The sequence below is a fragment of the Chryseobacterium salipaludis genome (genome assembly GCF_022968825.1).
Taxonomy (GTDB): Bacteria; Bacteroidota; Bacteroidia; order Flavobacteriales; family Weeksellaceae; genus Kaistella; species Kaistella salipaludis.
This window is the reverse complement of sequence record NZ_JALHKS010000001.1, coordinates 33,770-55,927: the sequence shown is the minus strand read 5'-3', so window position 1 is coordinate 55,927 and position 22,158 is coordinate 33,770. Positions and strand designations below refer to the sequence as shown.

The following is a 22,158-nucleotide window of genomic DNA, read 5'->3' as shown; positions in this document are numbered from 1 at the left end:
GGCAAAAACCGGCTTGTATCTTAAATCAGCTGTTCAAAGCTGGAGGTTGTTTTTGTTTTCTGGTATTCTTCCAGTTTCTTACGAACGAAACGAAGTGCGATGGGTGCCAGGTATATTACGGCCAGGCCCACTGCTTTTTTCTTCCAGCTGGACGATTTCATGTTTTTCTTGGCGTAATTGCCTACCATGGTAACGGCAGCAATTTTTAGTGTATTCTCCAGTAAATGAAATCCGGTATCGCTTTTCGCCATTCCGTAAATCGCATTTCGGTTGAGCACAGAGTCTTTAATACCAGTGCTCACGTCCTTCACTATCTGGTTTTTTTTCACATGCATTTTTAAGCCCCCGTGGCCGTCGGATACTTCGTCAATAAACCGGTCGGTGAATCCGTGTGTCATCGCGCTCAGGCTTTCCTTCGGTTTTTTAAAGGTTAAAAGATCCTGCAGATCCGAAACTTCGGCTTTCAGCAGTTCTTTTTTACGCTGTAATTCTTCGAGGCTGTTGTATTTTGCACCCATGTCTCTCAGTTTAAATTTTTAATGATCATATTGGCTACAGAATCTTTGATCGCTTTTCGGCTCAGGAACAGCACTACAATAATGAGTAGATAAATCCCGGCCATGATCAGCATGCCATATGCATAATTACCCAGCCAGTACCCAATCAGCAGTCCCAGCCCGATGTTTAATAATATGATAAAAAACAGAAAGGCAATAGAAATCAGCACACCTAAAAGCACCACGCCTGCGGACAGGGTGACTTTCTCGGTGATCTCCATTTTGATAAGATCAATCCGTTTGGAGATATACTCTTTTATTATTTCTATCATAGTTATTTTTTTAATGTTACAAAAAAAGGAACTTGCGATAAGTCCCTTTTTTTATGATAGGAATCTGAAAATCAGCCGGATTAAGACTTCATTCCATCCAGTTCATTTTCAACATCGCCTACCACATCTTTCGTCGTAGCAACAGCCTGATCTTTGTATTTATCATAACCGTCTTTCACAGAGCTAACTACTTTATCGGTAGTATCCTTCACCTGCGTTGCGATATTATCGTACTGGTTTTTTACTTTTTCAGAAACATCCTGGTACTGGTCTTTTGCTTTTTCCGCTACTCTGTCGTATTGGTCAACCGCCTGGTCCTTCAAGTCATTTGCTTTTTCTTTAATTTTCTTTCTGGTTTCAGCACCTTCTTCCGGCGCATACAGCATTCCCAGAACTACTCCTGCTGCGGCTCCTGCCAACAGACCTGCCAGTACACTTGCTGTATTACTTCCTTTTTTAGACATTTTAATTGATTTTTAATAGTTAATAATAGTTATACCGCGGTCTTCTACCGCTTTTCCTAAAGTTACAATTTATATACCAATTAAAAAAGATGCTATGAAAAAGTATGTTAAAATCTACTTAATGTAGGAAAGCATCAATTCGATTGTTTCATATTTATTTAATGACGTATTGTCAATCAGGATCGCATCGTCTGCCTGCTTCAGCGGAGCCACTTCGCGTTCGCTGTCAATTTTATCACGAAGCATCAGGTTGGCCTGCACTTCTTCCTGCGGAGTTTCAATACCCAGACCTTTCAACTCCAGGAATCGGCGTTGGGTTCTTTCTTCAATACTTGCTGTGAGGAAAAACTTATAATCAGCCATGGGCAATACCACTGTTCCGATATCACGGCCATCCATGATAATGCCGCCGGCTTCGGCAGCTTCGCGCTGCATCTTCAACAGAAAGTTGCGTACTTCCGGTTGCCTTGCGATGAGACTGACCTGAGATGAAACCTCTGCCGTGCGGATGGGTCCCGAAATATCCTCGCCATTCATAAATAAAACAAGTTCCTCACCGATACGCCGGAATTCCAGCGTGAGTTGCGGTAAAGCTTTAAATAGATCATCCAGTTGAATATCTCCATCTTCCGAACGGAAATTCCGGAGGGCAAATAAAGTAATACCGCGATACAACGCGCCCGTATCCAAATGAATAAGGCCGAGCCGCGCGGCGACAACTTTTGAAATTGAACTTTTACCTGTAGAAGAATAACCGTCTACGGCAATAACAGGTTTTTTCATACCGCAAATTTGCTGAAAAAAATCGGGAATATAATGCAGAGGGTTTATGAAAGCTGCTATCGCCGATAGCCGGACAGCTCAATCAGATCCAGCGTCAGACCGATTGTATTTACATTGGATGCATTATGGTAGCGGACATGGGCATAATCAAACCGGAAGCTGCTTATTTTAATGCCGAAACCTGCGGACAAACCGGCAAAGCTTCGCTGATCCAGCACCGCAAGTTCACTTCCGCGCCGTATGTTGTAACCGATTCTGATGTTAAAGGGCTGCTCCGGGAACAACTCGGCGCCCAGCGAAAAATGGTCCGCCAGCTTTCGGGTCCAGTTCACCGGCTGGCCGTCGGCATTGTAATCCTGTGAAATATTCAGTCTTTGCAGGTCGTGCGCCGTGATCGTCAGTGCTACCGGAAATTCATCCAGTATTTTGGTATAACCCAAGTCCACGCGAAAGGCTACTTTTTCCCGCAAACCATTATAAGTCTTGAACTGATAACCAAAGTTCCGGAAAACCAGGGCCAGCGTTTCCTTGCTTTGCGCATTATGGTAGGTGATTCCCGCAGTACCGGTGACCGCCATCGAGGAATAATTATCAATCCGTGAACTGACGATATTGACACTGCCACCGATGGTAAAATCCTCATCAAACTGGTACGCGTACATCACGCCGGCCGCAGCATCGCTGGCGCCAAATTCGCCACTGATTTCGGCGCTTTCGTCGGTACGCGGCATATGCCCGTAATCCATATAGCGGAGGTGTGCACCGACCAAATGTGCTTCACCCAGATTTCGGACATACGTCGCCGTTCCGTACTGGGAGCCGGCCAGAAAGCTTGTATAATTAAGCCCGATCATCTGATCCTGTTCCAGATTCATCAGCGCTGGATTGACCGCTGCAAAATTCACATCGTGATCGCGCACGGAAACGGCATCGCCCCCGAGTGCTGCCTGCCGCGCGGAGAAAGGCGTATTTAAAAAAGGATAGACACGGTCTCCCAGTTGCGCCGAGGCCAGCAACAAACAGTGAATCCCCGAAAAAAGAAAAAGTTTTTTCAAAAAAACGTTTTTAAGAACCGTTTGCACAGCGGCAAATCAGCAGTTTTAAAATTTTCAGCGTAAAGATAAATCTATTAACGTAATTATGCCGCTTTCCTTATATTTGCACCGTAAAAAAAGTAATAAATCTGTAATAATGAAATACCAGCGAATCCTTCTTAAACTAAGTGGCGAAGCCCTGATGGGCAGCCGGCAATACGGCATCGATAACGACCGCCTGAAAGCCTACGCTGCTGAAATTAAAAAAATCACCGACCTGGGCTGCCAGGTAGCTATTGTGATCGGTGGTGGTAATATCTTCAGAGGGTTGGCTGGTGCTGCCTCCGGAATGGATCGGGTACAGGGCGATTATATGGGCATGCTGGCTACCGTTATCAACGGAATGGCTTTGCAGGGCGCGCTGGAAGACGCCGGTATTTTCACTAGATTGCAAAGTGCCATTGAAATGGATAAGGTGGCGGAACCTTTTATTAAAAGAAAAGCAGTTCGTCATCTCGAAAAGGGCAGAGTAGTAATCTTCGGCGCCGGCACCGGAAACCCGTATTTTACAACGGACACGGCGGCAACTTTGCGCGCCATTGAAATCGATGCGGAAGTTATTCTGAAAGGTACCCGCGTGGATGGCATCTACGATTCTGACCCGGAGAAAAATGCAGATGCTGTGAAGTACAGTACCTTGTCTTATGACGAAGTATTCGCGAAAGATTTAAAAGTAATGGATATGACCGCCTTTACCTTAAGCCGCGAAAACAATCTGCCGATTATTGTTTTTGATATGAACAAGGAAGGCAATCTGCTGCGTGTGGTGCAGGGCGAATCTGTTGGTACGCTGGTCAATATTTAAAAGCACGATTTTTGCGCTTAATTTTATTATAAGAAATTCATACATATCATGGAAGATCTGGAACTCATAGTAGAAACAACAAAGCAGGAAATGGATTCTGCACTGAAACATCTGGAGCATGCCTTTCAAAAAATCCGTGCCGGTCGTGCCTCCACGGCGATGGTGCAGGATGTAATGGTGGAATATTACGGCACGCTCACGCCGCTGAACCAGGTAGCAAACCTGATGGTGCCTGACGCGATGACGATTTCCATCCAGCCCTGGGATAAAGGCGCAATCAATCCGATTGAGAAAGCCATCATCAATTCCAACCTGGGTTTTGCACCATCAAATAACGGCGACAGCATTATTATTAATGTTCCGCCGCTGACCGAAGAGCGCCGCCGAGATCTGGCCAAACAAGCGAAGGCAGAAGCTGAAAACTCTAAGGTAACCGTGAGAAATGCACGCCAGGACGGAATGAAAGAACTGAAAAAACTGGACGGTATCTCTGAAGACATTATTAAAAATGAAGAAGCTTCCATCCAGGAATTAACAGACAAATACGTAAAACTCTGCGACGAAATGTTTAAAGCAAAAGAAGCAGAAATTATGAAAATTTAATGCTTTGTATATTACAATGTAAAACCGCAGCGCACAGGTGCGGTTTTTTTGTTTTTAAGGATTTTTTTCTGCGAAAGAAAAGATATTGTCCAGTTTAATTACGGATTCACCACTGCTTTTGATAAAAGCTGCGTTCACCATCCCTTTGGCCAGCACAGATGTGGGCAGCGGACGGTATTTTTTTGCCAATCCTGTTTTGGTAATTGCCTGCAGAATAGCGGCGCCTGCTTTCTCGCCGAAACGGTCAGAATTTTTTCGCACCAACATACCCGGCTGAAAAATGGTGAGTTTCGGAAAATTCAGTTTTCGAAGATTGTCTTCCAACATACCCTTTAACCTGGAGTAAAAAAGTCTGGAGTGCGCATCCGCACCGGCGGCTGAGACCAGGATAAAATGTTCAACATCATTGTCCTTGGCAGCTTTTGCAAAAGCAGTGGGATAGGTAACATCAGCCAGCATTTGTGCTTCCTGACTGCCAGCTTGTTTCAGTGTGGTACCCATACAGCAAAAAGCAATTTCGCCCTGTACTTTGCTTTGCCATTCATCAGGAGAAGAGAAGTCAACTTCATGAACGATTAATTTCGGGTGATTATCGAGCAGCGGTCTGCGCACCAGGACATGTATTTCTGTGAATTCCGGATGTGTAATAAGTTCCTGAATTAAATCTTTACCTGTTGCACCGGTCGCGCCAATTACTGTAACTCTCATCTGTTGTATTTTTCTATAACGTAAACCTTAAAAGTAATACATTTGATTAAAAGTATGCGTATGGATATCGAACAATTGACTGATTATTGCCTTCAAAAGCCGGGCGCAGAGCTAACCTTTCCGTTTGGCGAAGACATTCTTGTCATGAAAGTCGGCGGTAAAGTATTTTTATTATGCCTGCTTGATCAGATCCCACTTTCTTTCTCTGTTAAAACTGATCCGGACTGGAGCCTGGAACTCCGCGAACAGTTTCCGCAGATTACCGGAGCCTATCATATGAATAAAAAACACTGGAATTCAGTTGTTTGTGATGGGCTGAAACCAAATCTTATTAAGACATTAATTGACCAGAGTTATGAATTGGTTTTTAAAAGTTTGCCGAAAGTGGCGCGGGCAGAACTTAATGGAGTTTAAAAAGAAAACGCCTCGGTGAGTCTTTTGTCTTCATCAAGTTTTAAAATGAGATCCTCCATGGTCGTGAATGCAATTTCCTCATGTAAAAATGCACGGAAACGTACTGTGACGGTTTTGCCGTAAATGAAACCATCAAAATCCAGGATGTAAACTTCCACCGTAACCTGTTTGCCGTTCACTGTCGGATTCGTGCCGATGCTTAACATTCCTTTGTATAGTTTGCCGTCAAGTTCAGTTTCCACAATATAAGCACCTTTTCCCGGTAAAAGCTTCATCGGATCGACCTGCAGATTTGCAGTTGGATACCCAATCGTTCTGCCGATTTTTCGGCCGTGAACCACAGTGCCGGTTAGGGCATAGGTGTAACCAAGCATGTCATTGGCTAACTGAACTTCCTTACTAAAAAGCGCGTTTCGTATCTGGGTTGAGCTGATATGCAACTCACCGAAGTCTACGACAGGAACCTGCTCTACAGTAAAACCTAATTTGGGCCCAAGCTCCTGCAGCAGTTGAAAATTACCGCTTTTGTTCTTGCCGAACGTATGATCATACCCCACAATTAAATGACGCACTTTCAATTTGTCCACCAAAACCTGTCTCACAAATTCTTCTCCGCTGAGATTACGAAAATCCTCATCAAATGATTTCAGGAAAAGATGGAGTAATCCATTTTTTTGCAGAAGTTCCTGTTTCTCTTCTAAGGTCGTGAGCAGATGTAAAGCCTCATCCGGCTGAAAAACGGTTCGCGGATGCGGCCAAAAGGAAATAATTCCGGTTTCCAGATTCTGCTGCGCTGCCACATCTTTCAAACGTTCCAGAATTGCCTGATGACCGCGGTGTACACCATCAAACATTCCGATGGAAAGCGCCAGCGGACGGGAATCAGCAGAACGGTTAAAATCTGTGTGTATCTTCAAGAGAACATTATTAAAAACAGGCCTGCGCACGGCAGAAAAGATGCGTTTTTTAAGATAGTGCAAATATGACAAAAATCTTCTTGACATCCAATTGCGGATCTGTGAATATTGACTATATTTGCACACACGAAAAAAATTAGCAATGGCAAACCAAATTAAAGGAAAAATTTCTCAGATCATCGGTCCGGTAATCGACGTGCTTTTTACCGATGTGGAGGAGCTTCCAAAGATCTATGACGCTTTGGAAATTACAAAACAAGATGGTACGAAAGTGATCCTGGAGGTAGAACAACACGTTGGTGAAGATTCTGTAAGATGTATCGCAATGGACGCTACCGACGGATTGCAGAGAGGTCAGGAAGTAATTTCACAGGGCAGACAGATCACCATGCCAACAGGCGAAGGAGTGTATGGCCGACTGTTTAACGTGGTAGGTGATGCCATCGACGGTATTCCTCAGGTTTCCAAAGAAACCGGTCTTCCGATTCACCGCGAAGCACCAAAATTTGACCAGCTTTCCACTTCTGCTGAGGTTCTTTTTACCGGTATTAAGGTAATTGACCTGGTAGAGCCTTATGCAAAAGGAGGTAAAATTGGATTGTTCGGTGGTGCAGGGGTAGGTAAAACGGTACTGATCCAGGAATTGATTAACAATATTGCAAAAGGACACGGTGGTTTATCCGTATTCGCAGGAGTAGGTGAACGTACCCGCGAAGGAAACGACCTTTTGAGAGAGATGCTGGAATCCGGCATTATTAAATATGGTGAAGAGTTCAACGAGTCCATGGAAAATGGCGGATGGGATCTTTCCAAAGTGAACCTGGAAGAAATGAAAGACTCTAAATGTACTTTCGTTTTCGGACAGATGAACGAACCACCGGGAGCAAGAGCGCGTGTAGCACTTTCAGGACTTACGATTGCGGAATATTTCCGTGATGGTGACGGACAGGGACAGGGAAGAGACGTACTTTTCTTCGTAGATAATATCTTCCGTTTTACACAGGCAGGTTCCGAAGTTTCAGCACTTCTCGGCCGTATGCCATCTGCGGTAGGATACCAGCCAACACTGGCTTCTGAAATGGGGGCGATGCAGGAAAGAATTACTTCAACGAAGAACGGTTCCATTACTTCCGTACAGGCGATCTACGTACCTGCGGATGACCTTACCGACCCGGCACCGGCTACCACCTTTGCCCACTTGGATGCAACCACGGTACTTGACCGCAAGATTGCTTCCCTCGGTATTTACCCTGCGGTAGACCCACTGGAATCTACGTCACGTATTCTGACACCGGAAATTCTGGGTGAGGAGCACTATAACTGTGCGCAGCGTGTGAAGGAAATTCTTCAGCGTTACAAAGCACTTCAAGATATCATCGCCATTCTCGGGATGGAAGAACTTTCCGAAGAAGATAAACTGTCAGTGTACCGTGCGCGTAAAGTGCAGCGTTTCCTTTCTCAGCCGTTCCATGTTGCGGAGCAGTTTACCGGTCTGAAAGGAGCTCTGGTAGATATTAAGGATACCATCAAAGGGTTCAACATGATCCTGGATGGTGAGCTGGATCACCTGCCGGAAGCAGCTTTCAACCTGAAAGGAACCATCGAAGAGGCGATCGAAGCAGGAGAAAAAATGCTTGCTGAAAACGCGTAGTACTCAATTATAAAAAAAGAAAAAGGGTAGCAGTACTCTTTTTCTTTTTATCATGACTCTGTAAACCGACAAAGAATGAACATTAAGATATTAACTCCTGAAGCAGTAATTTTCGAAGGCGAGGTGAAGTCCGTTTTACTGCCGGGCCGCAACGGTGAATTTCATATCATGAAAGACCACGCTGCGATTGTAACTTCCCTTAATGGTGGAAAGATTAAAATGTACACTGAGGCGATCAGCGAACCTTACAGCAGCAATTTCACCCGTGAAAATGAGAAGGACAGTGTTTTTTCTTTCGCCGTAAAAAGTGGAGTGATTGAATTCAGTAACAATAAAGGAATTATCCTGGCTGAATAATCAGTTGGTCCTTTCATAATAAAAGCGCCGCCTTTGGTTTCAAAGGCGGTGCTTCTTTTTCAGATCATCCCCATACTTCCCATCAAACCCAGGGTAGCTGAGAGAATGACCACACATTTCCAGCAATTAAACTTCATTGTATCATGGTCTTAAAGCCGTTATAAAGCAGAAATCCTGCCATCGAGCGGAAACGGTTATTGTGTCATATTCTGTTACGCATCAAAATCACCGGCTGCTTCAGGCTGATATACGATTTCATCGATCACAATTTTAGTCATGCCGGAAGGAACAAGCCAGTCAATTTCATCACCTACGCGGTAACCGATCAGTGCTGCGGCCACGGCCGAAAATATGGAGATTTTCTTTTCCTTAATATTAGCTTCCGATGGATAAACCAGTTTGAATTCCATCGTACTTTTGTTATTCTGAAAATGAATTTTGACGATCGAATTCATGGTCACCACATCACCACCGATATTTTCGGGTTCCACAATTTTCGCATTTTTTAACTCAGCCAGCAGTTTTTCAGCTTCTTCCTTCTTAATGCTGTTGGTGGCTTTCGCTGCCGTAATGGCGCGGTGGATCCGGTTAAAATCCTGCTTGGTAATTATTACTTCTTTCATATAATAAGGTGTTTGATTTAAAATAAAAATGACCGCCTGAATTTTTCAGACGGTCATGTATATCATGCTGTGAAAAATTCTTAATCGGCCTTGAACTGAAGGTTTTGTTCCTCCATCAGCTGTTCTTCCTGTTTCTTATAAAACCCTGAATCCAGTTTTTCACGGATTGCTTCAAAGGCGGCCAGCGTTTCATCGATTTCCGCATCCGTGTGCGAAGCCGTCGGGATCAGGCGAAGCAGAATCATCCCTTTTGGAATTACCGGGTAGATAACCACCGACGTAAAGATGCCGAAGTTTTCACGCAGGTCGCGGGCTAGCAAAGTAGCTTCCACTGTGCTTCCCTTCATCATAACCGGCGTTACACAAGTATTGGTATTTCCTAAGTCGAAACCACGGTCTGTAAGTCCTTTTTGCAAACGGTTTACATTATACCACAGTTTGTCTTTGATTTCCGGGCGTGAACGCAGCAATTCCAGACGCTTTAATCCACCGATAACCATTGGCATGGTCAGCGACTTGGCGAAGACCTGAGAGCGAAGGTTATATTTTAAAATTCCGATAATATCTTTATCCGCCGCAATGAAAGCACCGAAACCGGCCATTGATTTTGCGAAAGTAGAGAAGTACACATCAATCTGATCCTGGCAGCCTTGTTCCTCACCAGCGCCGGCACCTGTTTTTCCAAGCGTTCCGAAGCCGTGTGCATCATCTACCAGCAACCGGAATTTAAACTTGTCTTTCAGCGCGCAGATTTCTTTCAGCTTACCCTGCATACCACGCATTCCAAATACTCCTTCGGTAATCACCAGAATACCACCGCCGTTTTCTTCGGCCACTTTTTCCGCACGTGCCAGGTTCTTTTCAAGGCTGGCAATATCGTTGTGTTTATAGGTAAAACTTTTCCCCATGTGCAGGCGAACACCATCCACGATGCACGCGTGGGAATCCGAATCATATACGATGACATCATGGCGCGTTACCAAAGCATCAATAGTAGAAACCATTCCCTGATAACCGAAGTTCAGCAGATACGCTGCTTCCTTTCCTACAAACTCAGCGAGTTCACGCTCCAGCTGCTGGTGCTGTTCCGTTTCACCAGACATGGCGCGGGCGCCCATCGGGTAGAACATTCCATATTCTGCGGCCGCCTTTGCATCGGTTTCAATTACTTCAGGATGGTTGCACAATCCCAGATAATCATTCGCACTCCAGAAAATCACTTCCCGGCCCTGAAACTTCATTCGCGGACCGATCGGCCCCTCGAGTTTAGGAAACACGAAATACCCTTCAGCATAATCCGCAAATTGTCCCAACGGACCCGGATTTCCTCTCAGACGATCAAAAATATCTGTCATTATTTTTTAGTATTAATTATATCAAAGTTAATCTTTTTTAAACCAAGAAAACCTTTCGCTCTTCACAAAAAGGTCTTCAGGTTCAATATTTTTTCGTAGTAAACAATCAGGAAACTTCTGCCTGGAAAACTTCACCATTCGGATGGGAATGCCCGTTCAGAAAACCCATTTCTGCCATCCATTCATCGCTGTACACTTTGGTAATATACCGTGAGCCGTGATCAGGGAAAATGGCAACCACCACATCATTTTCAGAAAAAGGATGTTGCTCGGCATATTGCAGCAAACCCTGGGTAACGGCACCGCAGGTATACCCGCCCATAATGGCTTCACGAAGCGCAATTTCGCGCGTACGGTGCGCGGCCTTTTCATCGGTTACACGTACAAATTCATCCACTTTATCAAATAGCAGGGCCGAGGGAATTAAATTTTTGCCCATCCCTTCAATCTGATACGGGTGAATGTCATCTTTATTAATCTGACCGGTTTCATGATATCCTTTCAGGATAGAACCATCCGCGTCCACACCGATAATTTTAATATCCGGGTTTTGTTCTTTTAAAAATTTTGCTGACCCGCTCAAGGTTCCTCCTGTGCCGGTGCAGGCAAACAGATGGGTGATTTTGCCTTCTGTTTGTTCCCAGATTTCCGGGCCGGTGCTGCGGTAATGCGCATCAATATTCAGCTCATTGAAATACTGATTGATATACACAGAGTCTGGAGTTTCGGCGGCGATTCTTTTGGCCACTTCATAATAGGAGCGCGGATCATCTGCCGGAACGTTTGCCGGGCAGATGTGTACCGTGGCACCTAAGGCTTCCAGGTATGCGATCTTTTCTTTTTTAGTTTTATCGCTGACGGAGAGGATACATTTATATCCTTTGATAATGCAAACCATCGCGACGGAAAATCCGGTGTTGCCCGAGGTGGTTTCCACTACCGTTGAACCCGGTTTGAGCAGGCCTTTTTTCTCAGCAGCTTCAATGATGTGAATTGCAATACGGTCCTTGGTAGAGTGGCCTGGATTGTAAGATTCCAGCTTGGCATACACTGTGGCCGGCAAACCAGCCGTCACATGGTTCAGTTTTACCAATGGTGTATGGCCTATCAGCCCCAGGATATTATCGTAAACATGCGTCATTATAGGATATTTTTCCGCTTAAAAAAGCGCGTACAAAAATACTAAAAAATAATAAAACAGCAATGTTATCGGGATTTCAGCTGTATGAGAAGGCTCATGTAAAACTACTTTAAGGAAATGTAATAATAGCCGTATACGCGCAGAACTTAATTTTAATTTAATAAAAAATAAGCATCACCTAAGTTAATTGTATTATTTTCGCGTAATTGAAAATTTATTTATGAAGAACTGGACTTTTCAGAAATGGAATACCATCCTGGGATGGGGCGTTTTTGCGATCGCTTTTTTCACCTACTTATCCACGATTGAACCCAACTTCAGTTTCTGGGACTGCGGCGAATATATTGCTTCCGCGGTAAAACTGGAAGTAACACACGCGCCCGGAGCGGCCTTTTTTCAGTTGGTAGGAGCCGTCGGTGCCATGCTGGCTTTTGGAGACGGGGAGAAGTATTCAGTGGTGATCAATGCGATGTCAGCATTGTACAGTGCACTGACGATTTTATTCCTGTTCTGGACGATTACGCATTTACTAAGAAGACTGCTTCATAAAGATTTCACCGATATTCTGCCTGTTCAGCAAATTACAATTTTGTTTGCCGGCGTTATCGGTGCCCTTGCCTTTACCTTTTCTGATACCTTTTGGTTTTCAGCAGTGGAAGGTGAAGTATATTCCATGGCTTCAATGTTCATTGCGATGCTCGTTTGGCTGATTACCAAGTGGGAAAATGAATACCGTGCGTTTGGAAACGAACGCTGGATCCTCTTAATCTTTTTTATTACCGGGCTTTCCGTGGGTGTGCACATGATGTGTATGCTGGCCATTCCCGCAGTTTGTTTTATTTACTACGCCCAGAAATATACGTTTAGCTGGAAAAGTTTTCTGTGGGCCAATCTGGCAACGCTGTTAATTCTGGCGATTGTATTTAAAGGAATCTTTCCGCTCGTAATGACGCTGTTCGGGCGCATTGAAATTTTTGCCGTGAACGGGATTGGTTTGCCTTTCCACTCCGGAACTATTATCGCCTTCCTGCTGGTAACGGCGCTGTTCATTTTCGGAATCCGCTATGCCAACAGGCTCGGAAATAAATTATACCAAACGGCTATTATGTCGGTTTTGTTTATGATGATCGGTTTTTCCTGCTGGATGGTGATTCCCATTCGTGCAACGGCTAATCCCCCGATGAACCTGAACGATCCTGACAATGCCATCGGCATGCTGGATTACTACAACCGTGAGCAATATGGCGACTGGCCGACTTTGTATGGCCAAAACTATACGGCTGCATTGGATGCTAATGGAATCCTGCGCAATGAAGACGGAAGTTATAAAACAAAAAAGCGCGGCGATGTTTATGAAAAAGATGAAGGCACCAACTCATATCGTAAAGTAGGGGAGCGCTTTAATTATGTATATAATCCGGATCACGTCAGCATTCTGCCCAGAATGTTTAATGAAGATAAAGCAGTCATGGAGAATTATGTTTCTATGTACGGTGCACCGGACTTCGGTTTTAATTACAGTAACAGCGATGTGGCCGACAGCCCGGAAGCACATCAGATTTTCGATGATCTTCGGAAAAAATACGACGAGGGGTCTATCAAGGCTGCGGATTACCTTCAGGTGAAACCTTATAATTTAATAAATGTTCAGCGCCCTTCGCTGTGGCAGAACCTCGATTATTTCTTTACTTTCCAGAACGGATATTATTTCGTTCGCTATCTGATGTGGAACTTTGTGGGTCGTCAGAATGACCTGGAAGGGAACATGGAAAATAACCGCGGCAACTGGATTTCGGGGATTTCGTTTATTGATAATGCGCTGTATGGCGACCAGTCCCAAATGCCCGCAAAATTCCGGAATGAAAGTACGGTGACTTTCTTCTTCCTGCCGTTGCTGCTGGGAATTATTGGTTTTGTATTTCAGCTGAACCGCGACTTCGGAAGGTTCTATGCCATCTTATCTTTATTTATCATTACCAGTGTGGGAATTATTTTCTACACCGGTGTGAAACCTTTTGAGGTGCGGGAACGGGATTACGCGATGGTCGGTTCCTTCTATGCCTTCGCCATCTGGATTGGTTTGGGCGCAGGTGCCATTTTAAACTTTTTAAATCAAAAAATAAAGTCACAGGCTGTGCCGTGGATCGCGGGCGTTGTCCTTCTCGGCATTCCGCTGATGATGGGTTTCCAGAATTATACCCCACACGACCGAAGCAACCAATACGCTGCTTATGACTACGCCTATTCGACACTGAACTCCATTCCTAAAAACGGGATTTTATTCGTGTATGGTGATAATGACACTTATCCGATCTGGGGTATGCAGGAAACATCCGGTTTCAGGAATGATGTGAAAGTGGTGAACTTCACCCTTCTGAGCACGCCCTGGAACATTGATCAGGCACGCCGCAGGACCAATAATGCAATGGCAGTTCCGTCCAGCCTCAAACATGAAAACTATCGCGACGGCAGCAATGATCAGATTTACATTATGTCGCCGAAAGACTGGGAAAATATTTTTGCTAATCTTGAAGGGCAGGGTGTGCCGGCTGAAACATTTGGTGAATTCCGCAAATACCTCACCGTGGACAGCATGACCATGAAAGAGGCCGTGAATTTCCTGAAAATGAAATCGGACAACAAAGATGAAATTTTGAAGATGATTTTCGGTGAAGACCGGTATGAGAAATTCAACTTTCTGCCGGTAAATAAATTTATACTTCCTGTAAACAAGCAAAACGCAATACAGGCAGGAATCATCAAAGCAAAGGATGCCGCTCAGGCAGTAGATGCTATTACGGTAACCTACAAAGGCAGCAGCATGTTTAAAAACAATCTCGCGCTCTTGGATATCCTGGCTCATTTTGACTGGAAGCGAAACATTAGTTTTTCCTCCGGTGGTGTATATGATCCTGATAATTTGTTTTATTTAAGTAACTATCTGCAGTTTGATGGTTTCAGCTACCGTTTGGTTCCTATTGAAACCAAAGAAAGTGAAGACGGCGAATTGGGCCGCGTGGATGCAGATGCGCTGTATAACATCGTGAAAGGCTACCGCTGGGGTAATTTTAAGGACCTGAAAGTACATTACGATGAAACTGCCATGCAGAATATTGTGGGCTACCGGTCTTCTTCCAGCCGCGCTGCGGAAGCTTTAGCGATGAAAGGAGAAAAAGCAAAAGCAATCGAAATGCTGGATCTGGCTGCGCGCGAGATACCGGTGGAGAAATACAATGATCCACGTTCGCTGAGTTCCATAGTATATGGATATATCGTTGCGGGACAAGAGCAAAAAGGGCTGAAGCTTGCCGAGGAACTAAAGAAAGGAATCTTCACGGAGTATGAGTATTACACAAGTTTGTCGCCACAGGAGCAGCGTTTTGCCGGCCGCCAGATGCGCACGAAACCGCTTGAATATTCACTGGTCGTCGGCGCGGTGACCGATGCTTTCGAAAAGACAGGGCAGCGCGACAAAGCCTATAGTTATCTGGTGAAATCTCTCGAACCGATCGATAAAAAGTTCAGTACTTTTATTGCGGATCTGAAAACACTTGGCAAGGAAAAAGCTTATAAAGAAGCAGAGAAAGTGCAGAAGATCACACCGTTTTACACCTATCTTTTCGACCTGATGAATCCTTTCGATTCCACGTACGCGAAAGAAAAAGAAGCACAGATTACCGATGCACTGATGCGCGCGACGCAATAAATAGTAAAAAGCGAATTTTGAATTCGCTTTTTTTGTGCGCTGAAACCAGGTAGAAACCTTTACTTAAAAAATGTATTTTTACAAATCTAAAATTTAATCATAAAACCAATGATAAAGCATCTTTCTAATATCAGCCACCGTGACTCCCGTAACTTCTTTTTGATTGCCGGCCCCTGCATTATTGAAGGCGAAGACATGGCACTGAAGATTGCTGAAGAAGTCATCCGCATTACAGACCGTTTTAAAATTCCGTACATCTTCAAAGGAAGTTTTAAAAAAGCCAACCGTTCGCGCGTGGATTCATTTACTACAATCGGAGAAGAAAAATCGCTTCAGATCTTAAGGAAAGTCGCGGAAACTTTTGATATTCCGGTAACCACCGATATTCACGAAAATGAACATGCAGCACTGGCGGCAGAATATGTGGATGTACTGCAGATTCCTGCTTTCCTGGTGCGCCAGACGGACCTGCTGGTGGCCGCTGCAAAAACCGGAAAAGCGGTCACCCTTAAAAAAGGACAGTTTCTCTCGCCCGAAGCCATGCAGTTTGCCGTGCAAAAAGTGTTGGATTCCGGAAACGAAAAAACGGCCATTATCGAGCGTGGCAACAGTTTCGGTTATACCGATTTAATCGTAGACTTCCGCGGGATTCCTACCATGCAGCAGTATGCGCCCGTGATTTTGGATGTGACCCACTCGCTGCAGCAGCCCAACCAAAGTGCCGGAGTGACCGGCGGCCGCCCAGAGCTCATTGAAACCATCGCCAAGGCGGGAATCGCAGTGGGAGCGGATGGACTCTTTATTGAAACACATCCGGATCCGTCCTGCGCACTTTCCGATGGCGCCAATATGCTCAGACTGGATAAGCTGGAAAACTTGCTGGAAAAACTGACCCGCGTGCGCGAAGCCATTCTTTAATATACTTTTTTTTGAAAGTAAGCGTTTTTGAGCTGAAGCCCGAAAGCGCTTTTTTATTATCTTTAAAAAAAATAAACTGCAGTTTTGAAAAAAGTTTTACTCCTGTTGGCTGCCCTGCCGGCCATGCTCTTTTCCCAGATCAAAATAAAAGTCGTTGATGAAGGCGGCCGTCCTGTTTCCGGGGCGCAAGTTGAATACAATAATCAGAACTTTATAACTGATGATTCAGGTGTACTGCAAGTCCCTTTAGCTGATCAGCAGCAGCCTCTCACCGTTCGAAAAGATGCTTATTCTACATTTACGAAAACAGTTCCGGCTTCTCCCAAGTCACAGCAGGTAACCATTCTGCTGCGCCGCCAGGAACGTGAAACAGAAATTCAGGAAGTTGTTTTTCAGGGTAAAGGAAAACCAAAAGTAACGGATCTTACCTCAGTAGAAATCTCGGCTAAAGAAGCGCAGCAGGTCGCTGCCTTATCGGGCGGGGTGGAAGGTTTGCTGAAAACTTTACCGTCTGTGAATTCCAATGCAGAACTGTCTTCGCAGTATATGGTGCGTGGCGGCAATTATGATGAAAATTTAATTTACATTAATGATATCGAGATTTACCGCCCGTTCCTCATTCGCAACTCCTTGCAGGAAGGGCTGAGTATCATCAATCCGGATATGGTGCAGACGGTGAACTTTTCTGCCGGTGGCTTTGAGGCCAAGTACGGAGATAAGATGTCCTCTGCGCTGAACGTGTATTACCGCCAGCCCACAAGAAATGAAATCTCCGGAGAAGCAAGTCTGATTGGCGGACGCCTTACCGGCGGTTTTGCCAGCCGCGACCGAAAATTTACCGCACTCGTTTCCGGCCGCTACCGGAACACTAACCTGGTGCTTAATACCTTAAATGAAGACACCGATTTTAATCCGCAGTATAAAGACCTGCAGTCTTACCTGACCTACAAAATACACCCGAACTGGAAACTGTCTTTCGTAGGTTACTGGAGCGAAAATACTTACGAAATGATTCCTAAGGTCAAGGAAGTGGATTTCGGTTCGCTGCAAACCCCTTTGAAGCTTAGTGTATTTTACGACGGAAAAGAAGACGATCAATACCGCAACCTGATGGGCACCGGCACGATTCAGTTTACGCCCAATAAAAAATGGAATTTCACGCTGGATGCGTTTGCTTACCAAAACCGTGAGCGGGAATACTACACCATTGCCTCTGCGTACATGCTGCAAACCTTTGATCCGGTCACGGGCGCACCGATCACCTCTTACGATGTGGGCGGCCAAATTGATCACGCCAGAAATGATTTAATGGTAAAAACATACGGCGCACAGTTTAAAACCAAATTTGCGCCCAATGTGAATACAGATATAGAAGCTGGTTTAAAAATTGAAAAAGAAAATCTGAAAGATCTGACCAACGAATGGCAGCTGATCGACTCACTGGGCTACAGCACGCCGCGCGACTTCGTGTTGCCGGGACAGTTGAATGCGGCTGATTTAAAATTAAAATATCAGATCAGCGGACAGAATCATATCCAGCCCACAAGAATGTCGGCATATGCACAGTACTCCCAAAAATTGTATTGGGGAACCAACCGCGTGTTTGTGAACGCGGGTGTCCGGGCGTCGCATTGGGACTTTAATGATGAAACGATTGTGTCGCCGCGCGCGCAATTTGCCATTAAACCGGATTGGGAGCAGGATATGCTTTTCCGTTTGTCGGGAGGGATTTATTATCAGGCACCGTTTTATAAAGAAATCAAAGATGTGGATGGCAGTTTTAATTCCGATATTAAATCGCAAAGATCCGCGCAAATTATCTTAGCCAATGATTATGAATTCCGAATGGCAAAGAGGCCCTTCAAGTTGACGACCGAGTTGTACTACAAAAAAATGGACCATCTTATTCCATATTATCTGGATAATGTGCGCATCCGGTACAGCGGACAAAACAATGCGGAGGGATATGCATATGGAATTGATACGCGCCTTTTCGGGGAGTTTGTGCCCGGTGTGGATTCCTGGATTTCCGCTTCGTATGCCAGAGTGTATGAAAACATTAACGGTCAGGGCAATATTCCGCGTCCTACTGATCCGCGCCTGCGCCTGAGTATGTTCTATCAGGATTACATGCCGAAGTTCCCGTCGATGCGCGTGAACCTCACCTTGGTTTATGCCAATGGTCTGCCTTCCGGAACGCCGGTTACTTTTCTGGCAGATGGTACGCCCGATTTTAATGCCGCCTACCAGTACCAGCGCACGCTGCCTTCCTACAAGAGAGTAGACATCGGACTTTCAAAAGTGTTTGTAGACCAGAATGACAACAAGGTTACTTCCGGTTTTTTCAGTAATTTCCGGGAACTGAGTTTAGGGGTTCAGATTTATAACGCCTTTAATATTAATAATACGGTAGCCAATCAGTGGGTAAATGATGTGAGTTCCGGCTATAATTATCCGGTGCCGGTTCGACTGACCGGGCGTTTCTTTAATGTGAAATTGGACTTTAAATTATAATTAAAATCCCTGCCGTTGAACAGCAGGGATTTCATTTTAATCGTTTTCAGGATCGTTATGAGCAATCACATCGTATAAATCTGTGCGACGGTCACCAATGGTTCTCACTGCGCCGTAGTGATGCAGTTCTTTGAGCAGGTTAAGATCCACATCTACAATTAAAGTCGTTTCAGTATTCGGCGTGGCTTCTCCTTTTATGGCATTGGACGGAAACGCAAAATCAGAAGGTGTGAAAACCGCAGCCTGGCCATACTGGATATCCATGTTATTCACACCGGGTAAATTACCAACACAACCGGCAATCGCAACATAACATTCATTTTCAATAGCACGCGCCGAAGCACAATTTCGTACTCTTGTGTAGGCATTTTGGGTATCAGTCAGATACGGAACAAACAGAATTTTCATTCCTTGTTTTGCCAGCAGCCGCGGCAGCTCGGGGAATTCCACGTCATAACAAATAAGCAAGCCAACTTTTCCGCAGTCCGTGTTAATCACTCTAATGTCATTGCCACCACGCATGCCGTAATATTTCCGCTCGTTCGGTGTAATGTGAATTTTCCGGTGTTCATCAATTTTCCCGTCACGGTGGAGCAGGTAACTGATGTTGTACAGTTCTTCATTTTCCGCCAGCGGCATACTGCCCGCAATGATATTAATATTATAAGCCACGGCAAATTGCGACAGTTTATCACGGATGGCTTCCGTCATTTCCGCAAGCTTAAACATGCTTTCCCGCTCAGAAAGATCATTGAACGGTGCCAGCAGCGGCGTGTTGAACAGTTCCGGGAACAGGATGAAATCCGATTTGTAATCCGCCATGACGTTCACGAAAAATTCCACCTGTTCAAAAAAAGCATCCAGATCATCGAAATGCCGCATCTGCCATTGCACAAGTCCCAGCCGGATCACCGAGTCCTGCATCGTGTTGGGTTTCTTGCTGTAGTAGATATTGTTCCATTGTAGCAGCACCGCATTTTCACCGGAGTCCTGGTCATCCGGCAGGTAGCCGCGCAGAACACGTACCGGCAGGAAATTATTCGCTAACTGGAAACTCAGCACCGGATCATAAATTTCTTTTTTGCGGACCTGCTGAATGTACTGGCGCGGCGTCAACTCATCACGGTACAAGTGGTAATTCGGAATACGTCCGCCCACGATAATAGACTTTAAATTCAGTTTTTCGCACAGTTCCTTCCTAGCATCATATAAACGGCGGGCCAGCCGCAGCGCGCGGTATTCCGGATCTACAAAAACTTCGATTCCGTACAAAACATTGCCGGTATCTGAGTGGGTATTGAACGTATAATTGCCTGTGATTTCTTTATAGGTATGTTCGTCGCCAAACAATTCGTACTGAATTATAAGCGAAAGGCAGACGGCGGCAATTTGCCCGTCTACGGTGATACAGATTTGTCCGTCCGGAAAGATTTTAATGAGTTTGCGGATACTTTTTTCCGACCACACGCTCTCTGCCATGTCCGGGTAGGCTTTCTTCATCGTTGTGCACAGTTGTGCGTAATCATCAGTTTGTAGATTTCTGATTTCTATATGCATACATTTAATTTTAAAAAGTTAATACAGGGAACATCATACCAAAATGCCCGTACAGTGGTCGTGCGCGCTGCCGGTTGCTGAAGACAGCACATTATTTTGATGAGTAAGCCGAAGTACTGCCATAAAACCAAAAATCAGCGCCTCTTTAAAATCAATTAATTCCAACTCTGGCAGGATCAGTTCTGCGGTTGAATGCGCACGAATTCTTTCGATTAAAAACTGATTCTTTGCACCGCCGCCGGTGATTAAAATATTTTTTATCTGCTCATTATTCAGAACAGAAGCAATCTGAGAAGCAGCGTGTTCCGTAATTGTAGCAATCGCCTCCTGCGGTTTAAACTCTTTGATGAGATCAGTAATATGTTGCTGTACCCATTCAATCCCCAAAGATTTGGGCGGAGGCACATTATAAAAGGAAATGGCATTTAGTTTTTCCAGTACACTGCAATTCACCTCACCATTTCGCGCAATATCGCCGTTGTGGTCAAATGGCTGTCCCAGTTTCCGGCAAAGTGAATTAAGCACAATATTCACAGGACAAATATCGAAGGCAAGACGCTGATTATTTTTTATAAATGAAATATTGGAAAAACCTCCCAGATTGAGGCAGGCCTGATAATCACTGAACAGCAACTCATCACCAATGGGAACCAGCGGCGCACCATTTCCGCCCAGCAGAACATCCTGCATCCTGAAATCATACACAACCGGTGTGCCGGTAACTTGCCTGATCGCGCGACCATCGCCGATTTGTACTGTGAATTTTCTTTCCGGCTGATGAAAAACTGTGTGGCCATGCGAACCGATGATTTCCGGACTGCTGAGCTGATGTTTGTTTAATAACTCCTGAATTTGTTCTCCTAAGTAAAAACCATACTCAACATTAAATGCTGCCAACTCCGTGGCTGACATAGAAATGCTGCTTCGCAGCTGCTGTTCCAGTTTCTCATCATACTGAATCGTTTCAGCGCAGATGATTTCGAATTGCCAGTTCTTATTGTTTTCGCGGTTAAAAGCAGCATAGCACAAATCCAGGCCGTCCAGGCTCGTGCCCGACATTAAACCAAGTGCTGTTACCGAATCTTTCTTTAATTCCATGTACTAAAGATACGGCTTCACTTTCAACCTTAGCGCGAACTTTCAGGAATTTTGCCGGCATTAATGTCGCCGCTGTTATTAAAGAAAGTGTATTCTGAAAAATCGTCTTTTGCGCGCATGCCATTGGCGCCCACCAGTGTAGAACCGTCCTTATCGGTAACGTAAACTGTATCAGTCGTGTAGATCAGTTTTTTATTCTGATCCCAGAAAACGGATTGCATGGCAAACATCTGCTTATCACTGCTCACGATGCGGATATTCCCACGCGCTTCGTAAAACTTTTTTCGCTCATTAAACTTGGCAAAGTCTGCCTTAATGCTGCCGGGTGAATCCGGTTTCTTTTTATCGTAAAAAAGGATATTGATGCCTTTGCGGGCAACGATGTATGGTGAATCAATCAGCTCGTATTTCTCAATAAGCGGTGCGGTGGCGCGTAGTTTAATCATTCCTGAATCGCGCTGCAAAATTTCAGAATTGTAAATCACCTGCGAGGGAAAATTTACATTCTTATTCTTATTGATTTCTGCCAGGTCTTCCTCACAGGATATCAGCGTAAAAAATATAGCACATCCCAGGAGGGCGGCTATATTGTTTTTAGATATGTTGCGGACTGAAACCATG

The 22,158-nt window shown here is 44.8% G+C and carries 21 protein-coding genes; 8 read left to right on the top strand and 13 right to left on the bottom strand.

Translation table 11 applies throughout. The features are described from left to right. Window positions 1–20: 20 nt before the first annotated feature. From MVI27_RS00240 to porQ, 5 genes are all read right to left on the bottom strand, one after another. Complete coding sequence (locus MVI27_RS00240; protein ID WP_246958633.1) at window positions 21–518, bottom strand: phosphoribosyl-ATP pyrophosphatase; 498 nt, start codon at window positions 516–518, stop codon at window positions 21–23. 5 nt (window positions 519–523) lie between these two features. Then, window positions 524–829 (bottom strand): phage holin family protein, encoded by a 306-nt coding sequence (locus tag MVI27_RS00235; protein WP_246958632.1) that lies wholly within the window; start codon window positions 827–829, stop codon window positions 524–526. An 80-nt stretch (window positions 830–909) separates the two neighbouring features. Further along, a complete protein-coding gene (locus MVI27_RS00230; RefSeq protein ID WP_246958631.1) occupies window positions 910–1,293 on the bottom strand; it encodes a YtxH domain-containing protein in 384 nt (127 codons plus the stop codon). Between the two features lie 114 nt (window positions 1,294–1,407). Next, window positions 1,408–2,076, bottom strand: a complete 669-nt coding sequence (cmk, locus tag MVI27_RS00225; protein WP_246958630.1) for a (d)CMP kinase — start codon at window positions 2,074–2,076, stop codon at window positions 1,408–1,410. Window positions 2,077–2,132: 56 nt separating this feature from the next. Continuing rightward, entirely contained in the window at window positions 2,133–3,131 is a 999-nt protein-coding gene (gene porQ, locus MVI27_RS00220) for a type IX secretion system protein PorQ (protein ID WP_246958629.1), read from the bottom strand. A gap of 136 nt (window positions 3,132–3,267) precedes the next feature. On the opposite strand from porQ, the gene pyrH reads away from it, so the two are divergent. Further along, a complete protein-coding gene (pyrH, locus tag MVI27_RS00215; protein ID WP_246958628.1) occupies window positions 3,268–3,975 on the top strand; it encodes a UMP kinase in 708 nt (235 codons plus the stop codon). A 48-nt stretch (window positions 3,976–4,023) separates the two neighbouring features. Beyond that, window positions 4,024–4,578, top strand: a complete 555-nt coding sequence (gene frr / locus MVI27_RS00210; protein ID WP_246958627.1) for a ribosome recycling factor — start codon at window positions 4,024–4,026, stop codon at window positions 4,576–4,578. Window positions 4,579–4,632: 54 nt separating this feature from the next. Here frr and MVI27_RS00205 read toward each other — a convergent pair whose 3' ends face one another. After that, window positions 4,633–5,286 (bottom strand): NAD(P)H-binding protein, encoded by a 654-nt coding sequence (locus MVI27_RS00205; RefSeq protein ID WP_246958626.1) that lies wholly within the window; start codon window positions 5,284–5,286, stop codon window positions 4,633–4,635. Between the two features lie 60 nt (window positions 5,287–5,346). Between MVI27_RS00205 and MVI27_RS00200 the strand changes: the two genes are divergently transcribed. Next, window positions 5,347–5,700, top strand: coding sequence for an MmcQ/YjbR family DNA-binding protein (locus MVI27_RS00200; protein WP_246958625.1), 354 nt, complete (start codon window positions 5,347–5,349; stop codon window positions 5,698–5,700). On the opposite strand, the gene MVI27_RS00195 is transcribed toward MVI27_RS00200, so the two are convergent. After that, the gene (locus tag MVI27_RS00195; RefSeq protein ID WP_266213192.1) at window positions 5,697–6,617 is read right to left on the bottom strand and encodes a bifunctional riboflavin kinase/FAD synthetase; all 921 of its coding nucleotides are present in this window, start codon (window positions 6,615–6,617) and stop codon (window positions 5,697–5,699) included. The two genes, MVI27_RS00200 and MVI27_RS00195, sit on opposite strands and share 4 nt — an antisense overlap. Before the next feature lie 142 nt (window positions 6,618–6,759). On the opposite strand from MVI27_RS00195, the gene atpD reads away from it, so the two are divergent. Both atpD and MVI27_RS00185 read left to right on the top strand, forming a co-directional pair. Continuing rightward, a complete protein-coding gene (atpD, locus tag MVI27_RS00190) occupies window positions 6,760–8,268 on the top strand; it encodes a F0F1 ATP synthase subunit beta (RefSeq protein ID WP_246958624.1) in 1,509 nt (502 codons plus the stop codon). Window positions 8,269–8,343: 75 nt separating this feature from the next. Then, window positions 8,344–8,625 (top strand): F0F1 ATP synthase subunit delta/epsilon, encoded by a 282-nt coding sequence (locus MVI27_RS00185; RefSeq protein WP_246958623.1) that lies wholly within the window; start codon window positions 8,344–8,346, stop codon window positions 8,623–8,625. Between the two features lie 212 nt (window positions 8,626–8,837). Here the strand turns inward: MVI27_RS00185 and rnk are convergent, their stop codons facing one another. From rnk to MVI27_RS00170, 3 genes are all read right to left on the bottom strand, one after another. Next, entirely contained in the window at window positions 8,838–9,248 is a 411-nt protein-coding gene (rnk, locus tag MVI27_RS00180; RefSeq protein ID WP_246958622.1) for a nucleoside diphosphate kinase regulator, read from the bottom strand. 80 nt (window positions 9,249–9,328) lie between these two features. Beyond that, a complete protein-coding gene (locus MVI27_RS00175) occupies window positions 9,329–10,603 on the bottom strand; it encodes an aminotransferase class I/II-fold pyridoxal phosphate-dependent enzyme (protein ID WP_246958621.1) in 1,275 nt (424 codons plus the stop codon). Between the two features lie 106 nt (window positions 10,604–10,709). Continuing rightward, window positions 10,710–11,744 carry a PLP-dependent cysteine synthase family protein gene (locus MVI27_RS00170; protein ID WP_246958620.1) on the bottom strand — a complete coding sequence of 345 codons (1,035 nt, stop codon included), beginning with the start codon at window positions 11,742–11,744 and terminating at the stop codon, window positions 10,710–10,712. A 220-nt stretch (window positions 11,745–11,964) separates the two neighbouring features. On the opposite strand from MVI27_RS00170, the gene MVI27_RS00165 reads away from it, so the two are divergent. From MVI27_RS00165 to MVI27_RS00155, 3 genes are all read left to right on the top strand, one after another. Beyond that, on the top strand, window positions 11,965–15,450 hold the full coding sequence (locus tag MVI27_RS00165) for a glycosyltransferase family 117 protein (RefSeq protein WP_246958619.1): 3,486 nt from the start codon (window positions 11,965–11,967) through the stop codon (window positions 15,448–15,450). A gap of 108 nt (window positions 15,451–15,558) precedes the next feature. Then, window positions 15,559–16,368: a 3-deoxy-8-phosphooctulonate synthase gene (kdsA, locus tag MVI27_RS00160; RefSeq protein ID WP_246958618.1), complete on the top strand. Its 810-nt coding sequence runs from the start codon at window positions 15,559–15,561 to the stop codon at window positions 16,366–16,368. 84 nt (window positions 16,369–16,452) lie between these two features. Continuing rightward, window positions 16,453–18,882 carry a TonB-dependent receptor plug domain-containing protein gene (locus tag MVI27_RS00155; RefSeq protein WP_246958617.1) on the top strand — a complete coding sequence of 810 codons (2,430 nt, stop codon included), beginning with the start codon at window positions 16,453–16,455 and terminating at the stop codon, window positions 18,880–18,882. A 36-nt stretch (window positions 18,883–18,918) separates the two neighbouring features. Here the strand turns inward: MVI27_RS00155 and MVI27_RS00150 are convergent, their stop codons facing one another. Genes MVI27_RS00150 through lptC form a run of 3 tightly spaced genes read right to left on the bottom strand, consistent with a single transcriptional unit; the run spans window position 18,919 to window position 22,157 of the window. Next, complete coding sequence (locus MVI27_RS00150) at window positions 18,919–20,439, bottom strand: carbon-nitrogen hydrolase family protein (protein ID WP_246958616.1); 1,521 nt, start codon at window positions 20,437–20,439, stop codon at window positions 18,919–18,921. Window positions 20,440–20,472: 33 nt separating this feature from the next. Next, on the bottom strand, window positions 20,473–21,537 hold the full coding sequence (locus MVI27_RS00145; protein ID WP_246958615.1) for an anhydro-N-acetylmuramic acid kinase: 1,065 nt from the start codon (window positions 21,535–21,537) through the stop codon (window positions 20,473–20,475). A 29-nt stretch (window positions 21,538–21,566) separates the two neighbouring features. Beyond that, complete coding sequence (gene lptC, locus MVI27_RS00140) at window positions 21,567–22,157, bottom strand: LPS export ABC transporter periplasmic protein LptC (protein ID WP_246958614.1); 591 nt, start codon at window positions 22,155–22,157, stop codon at window positions 21,567–21,569. Window position 22,158 lies beyond the last annotated feature (1 nt).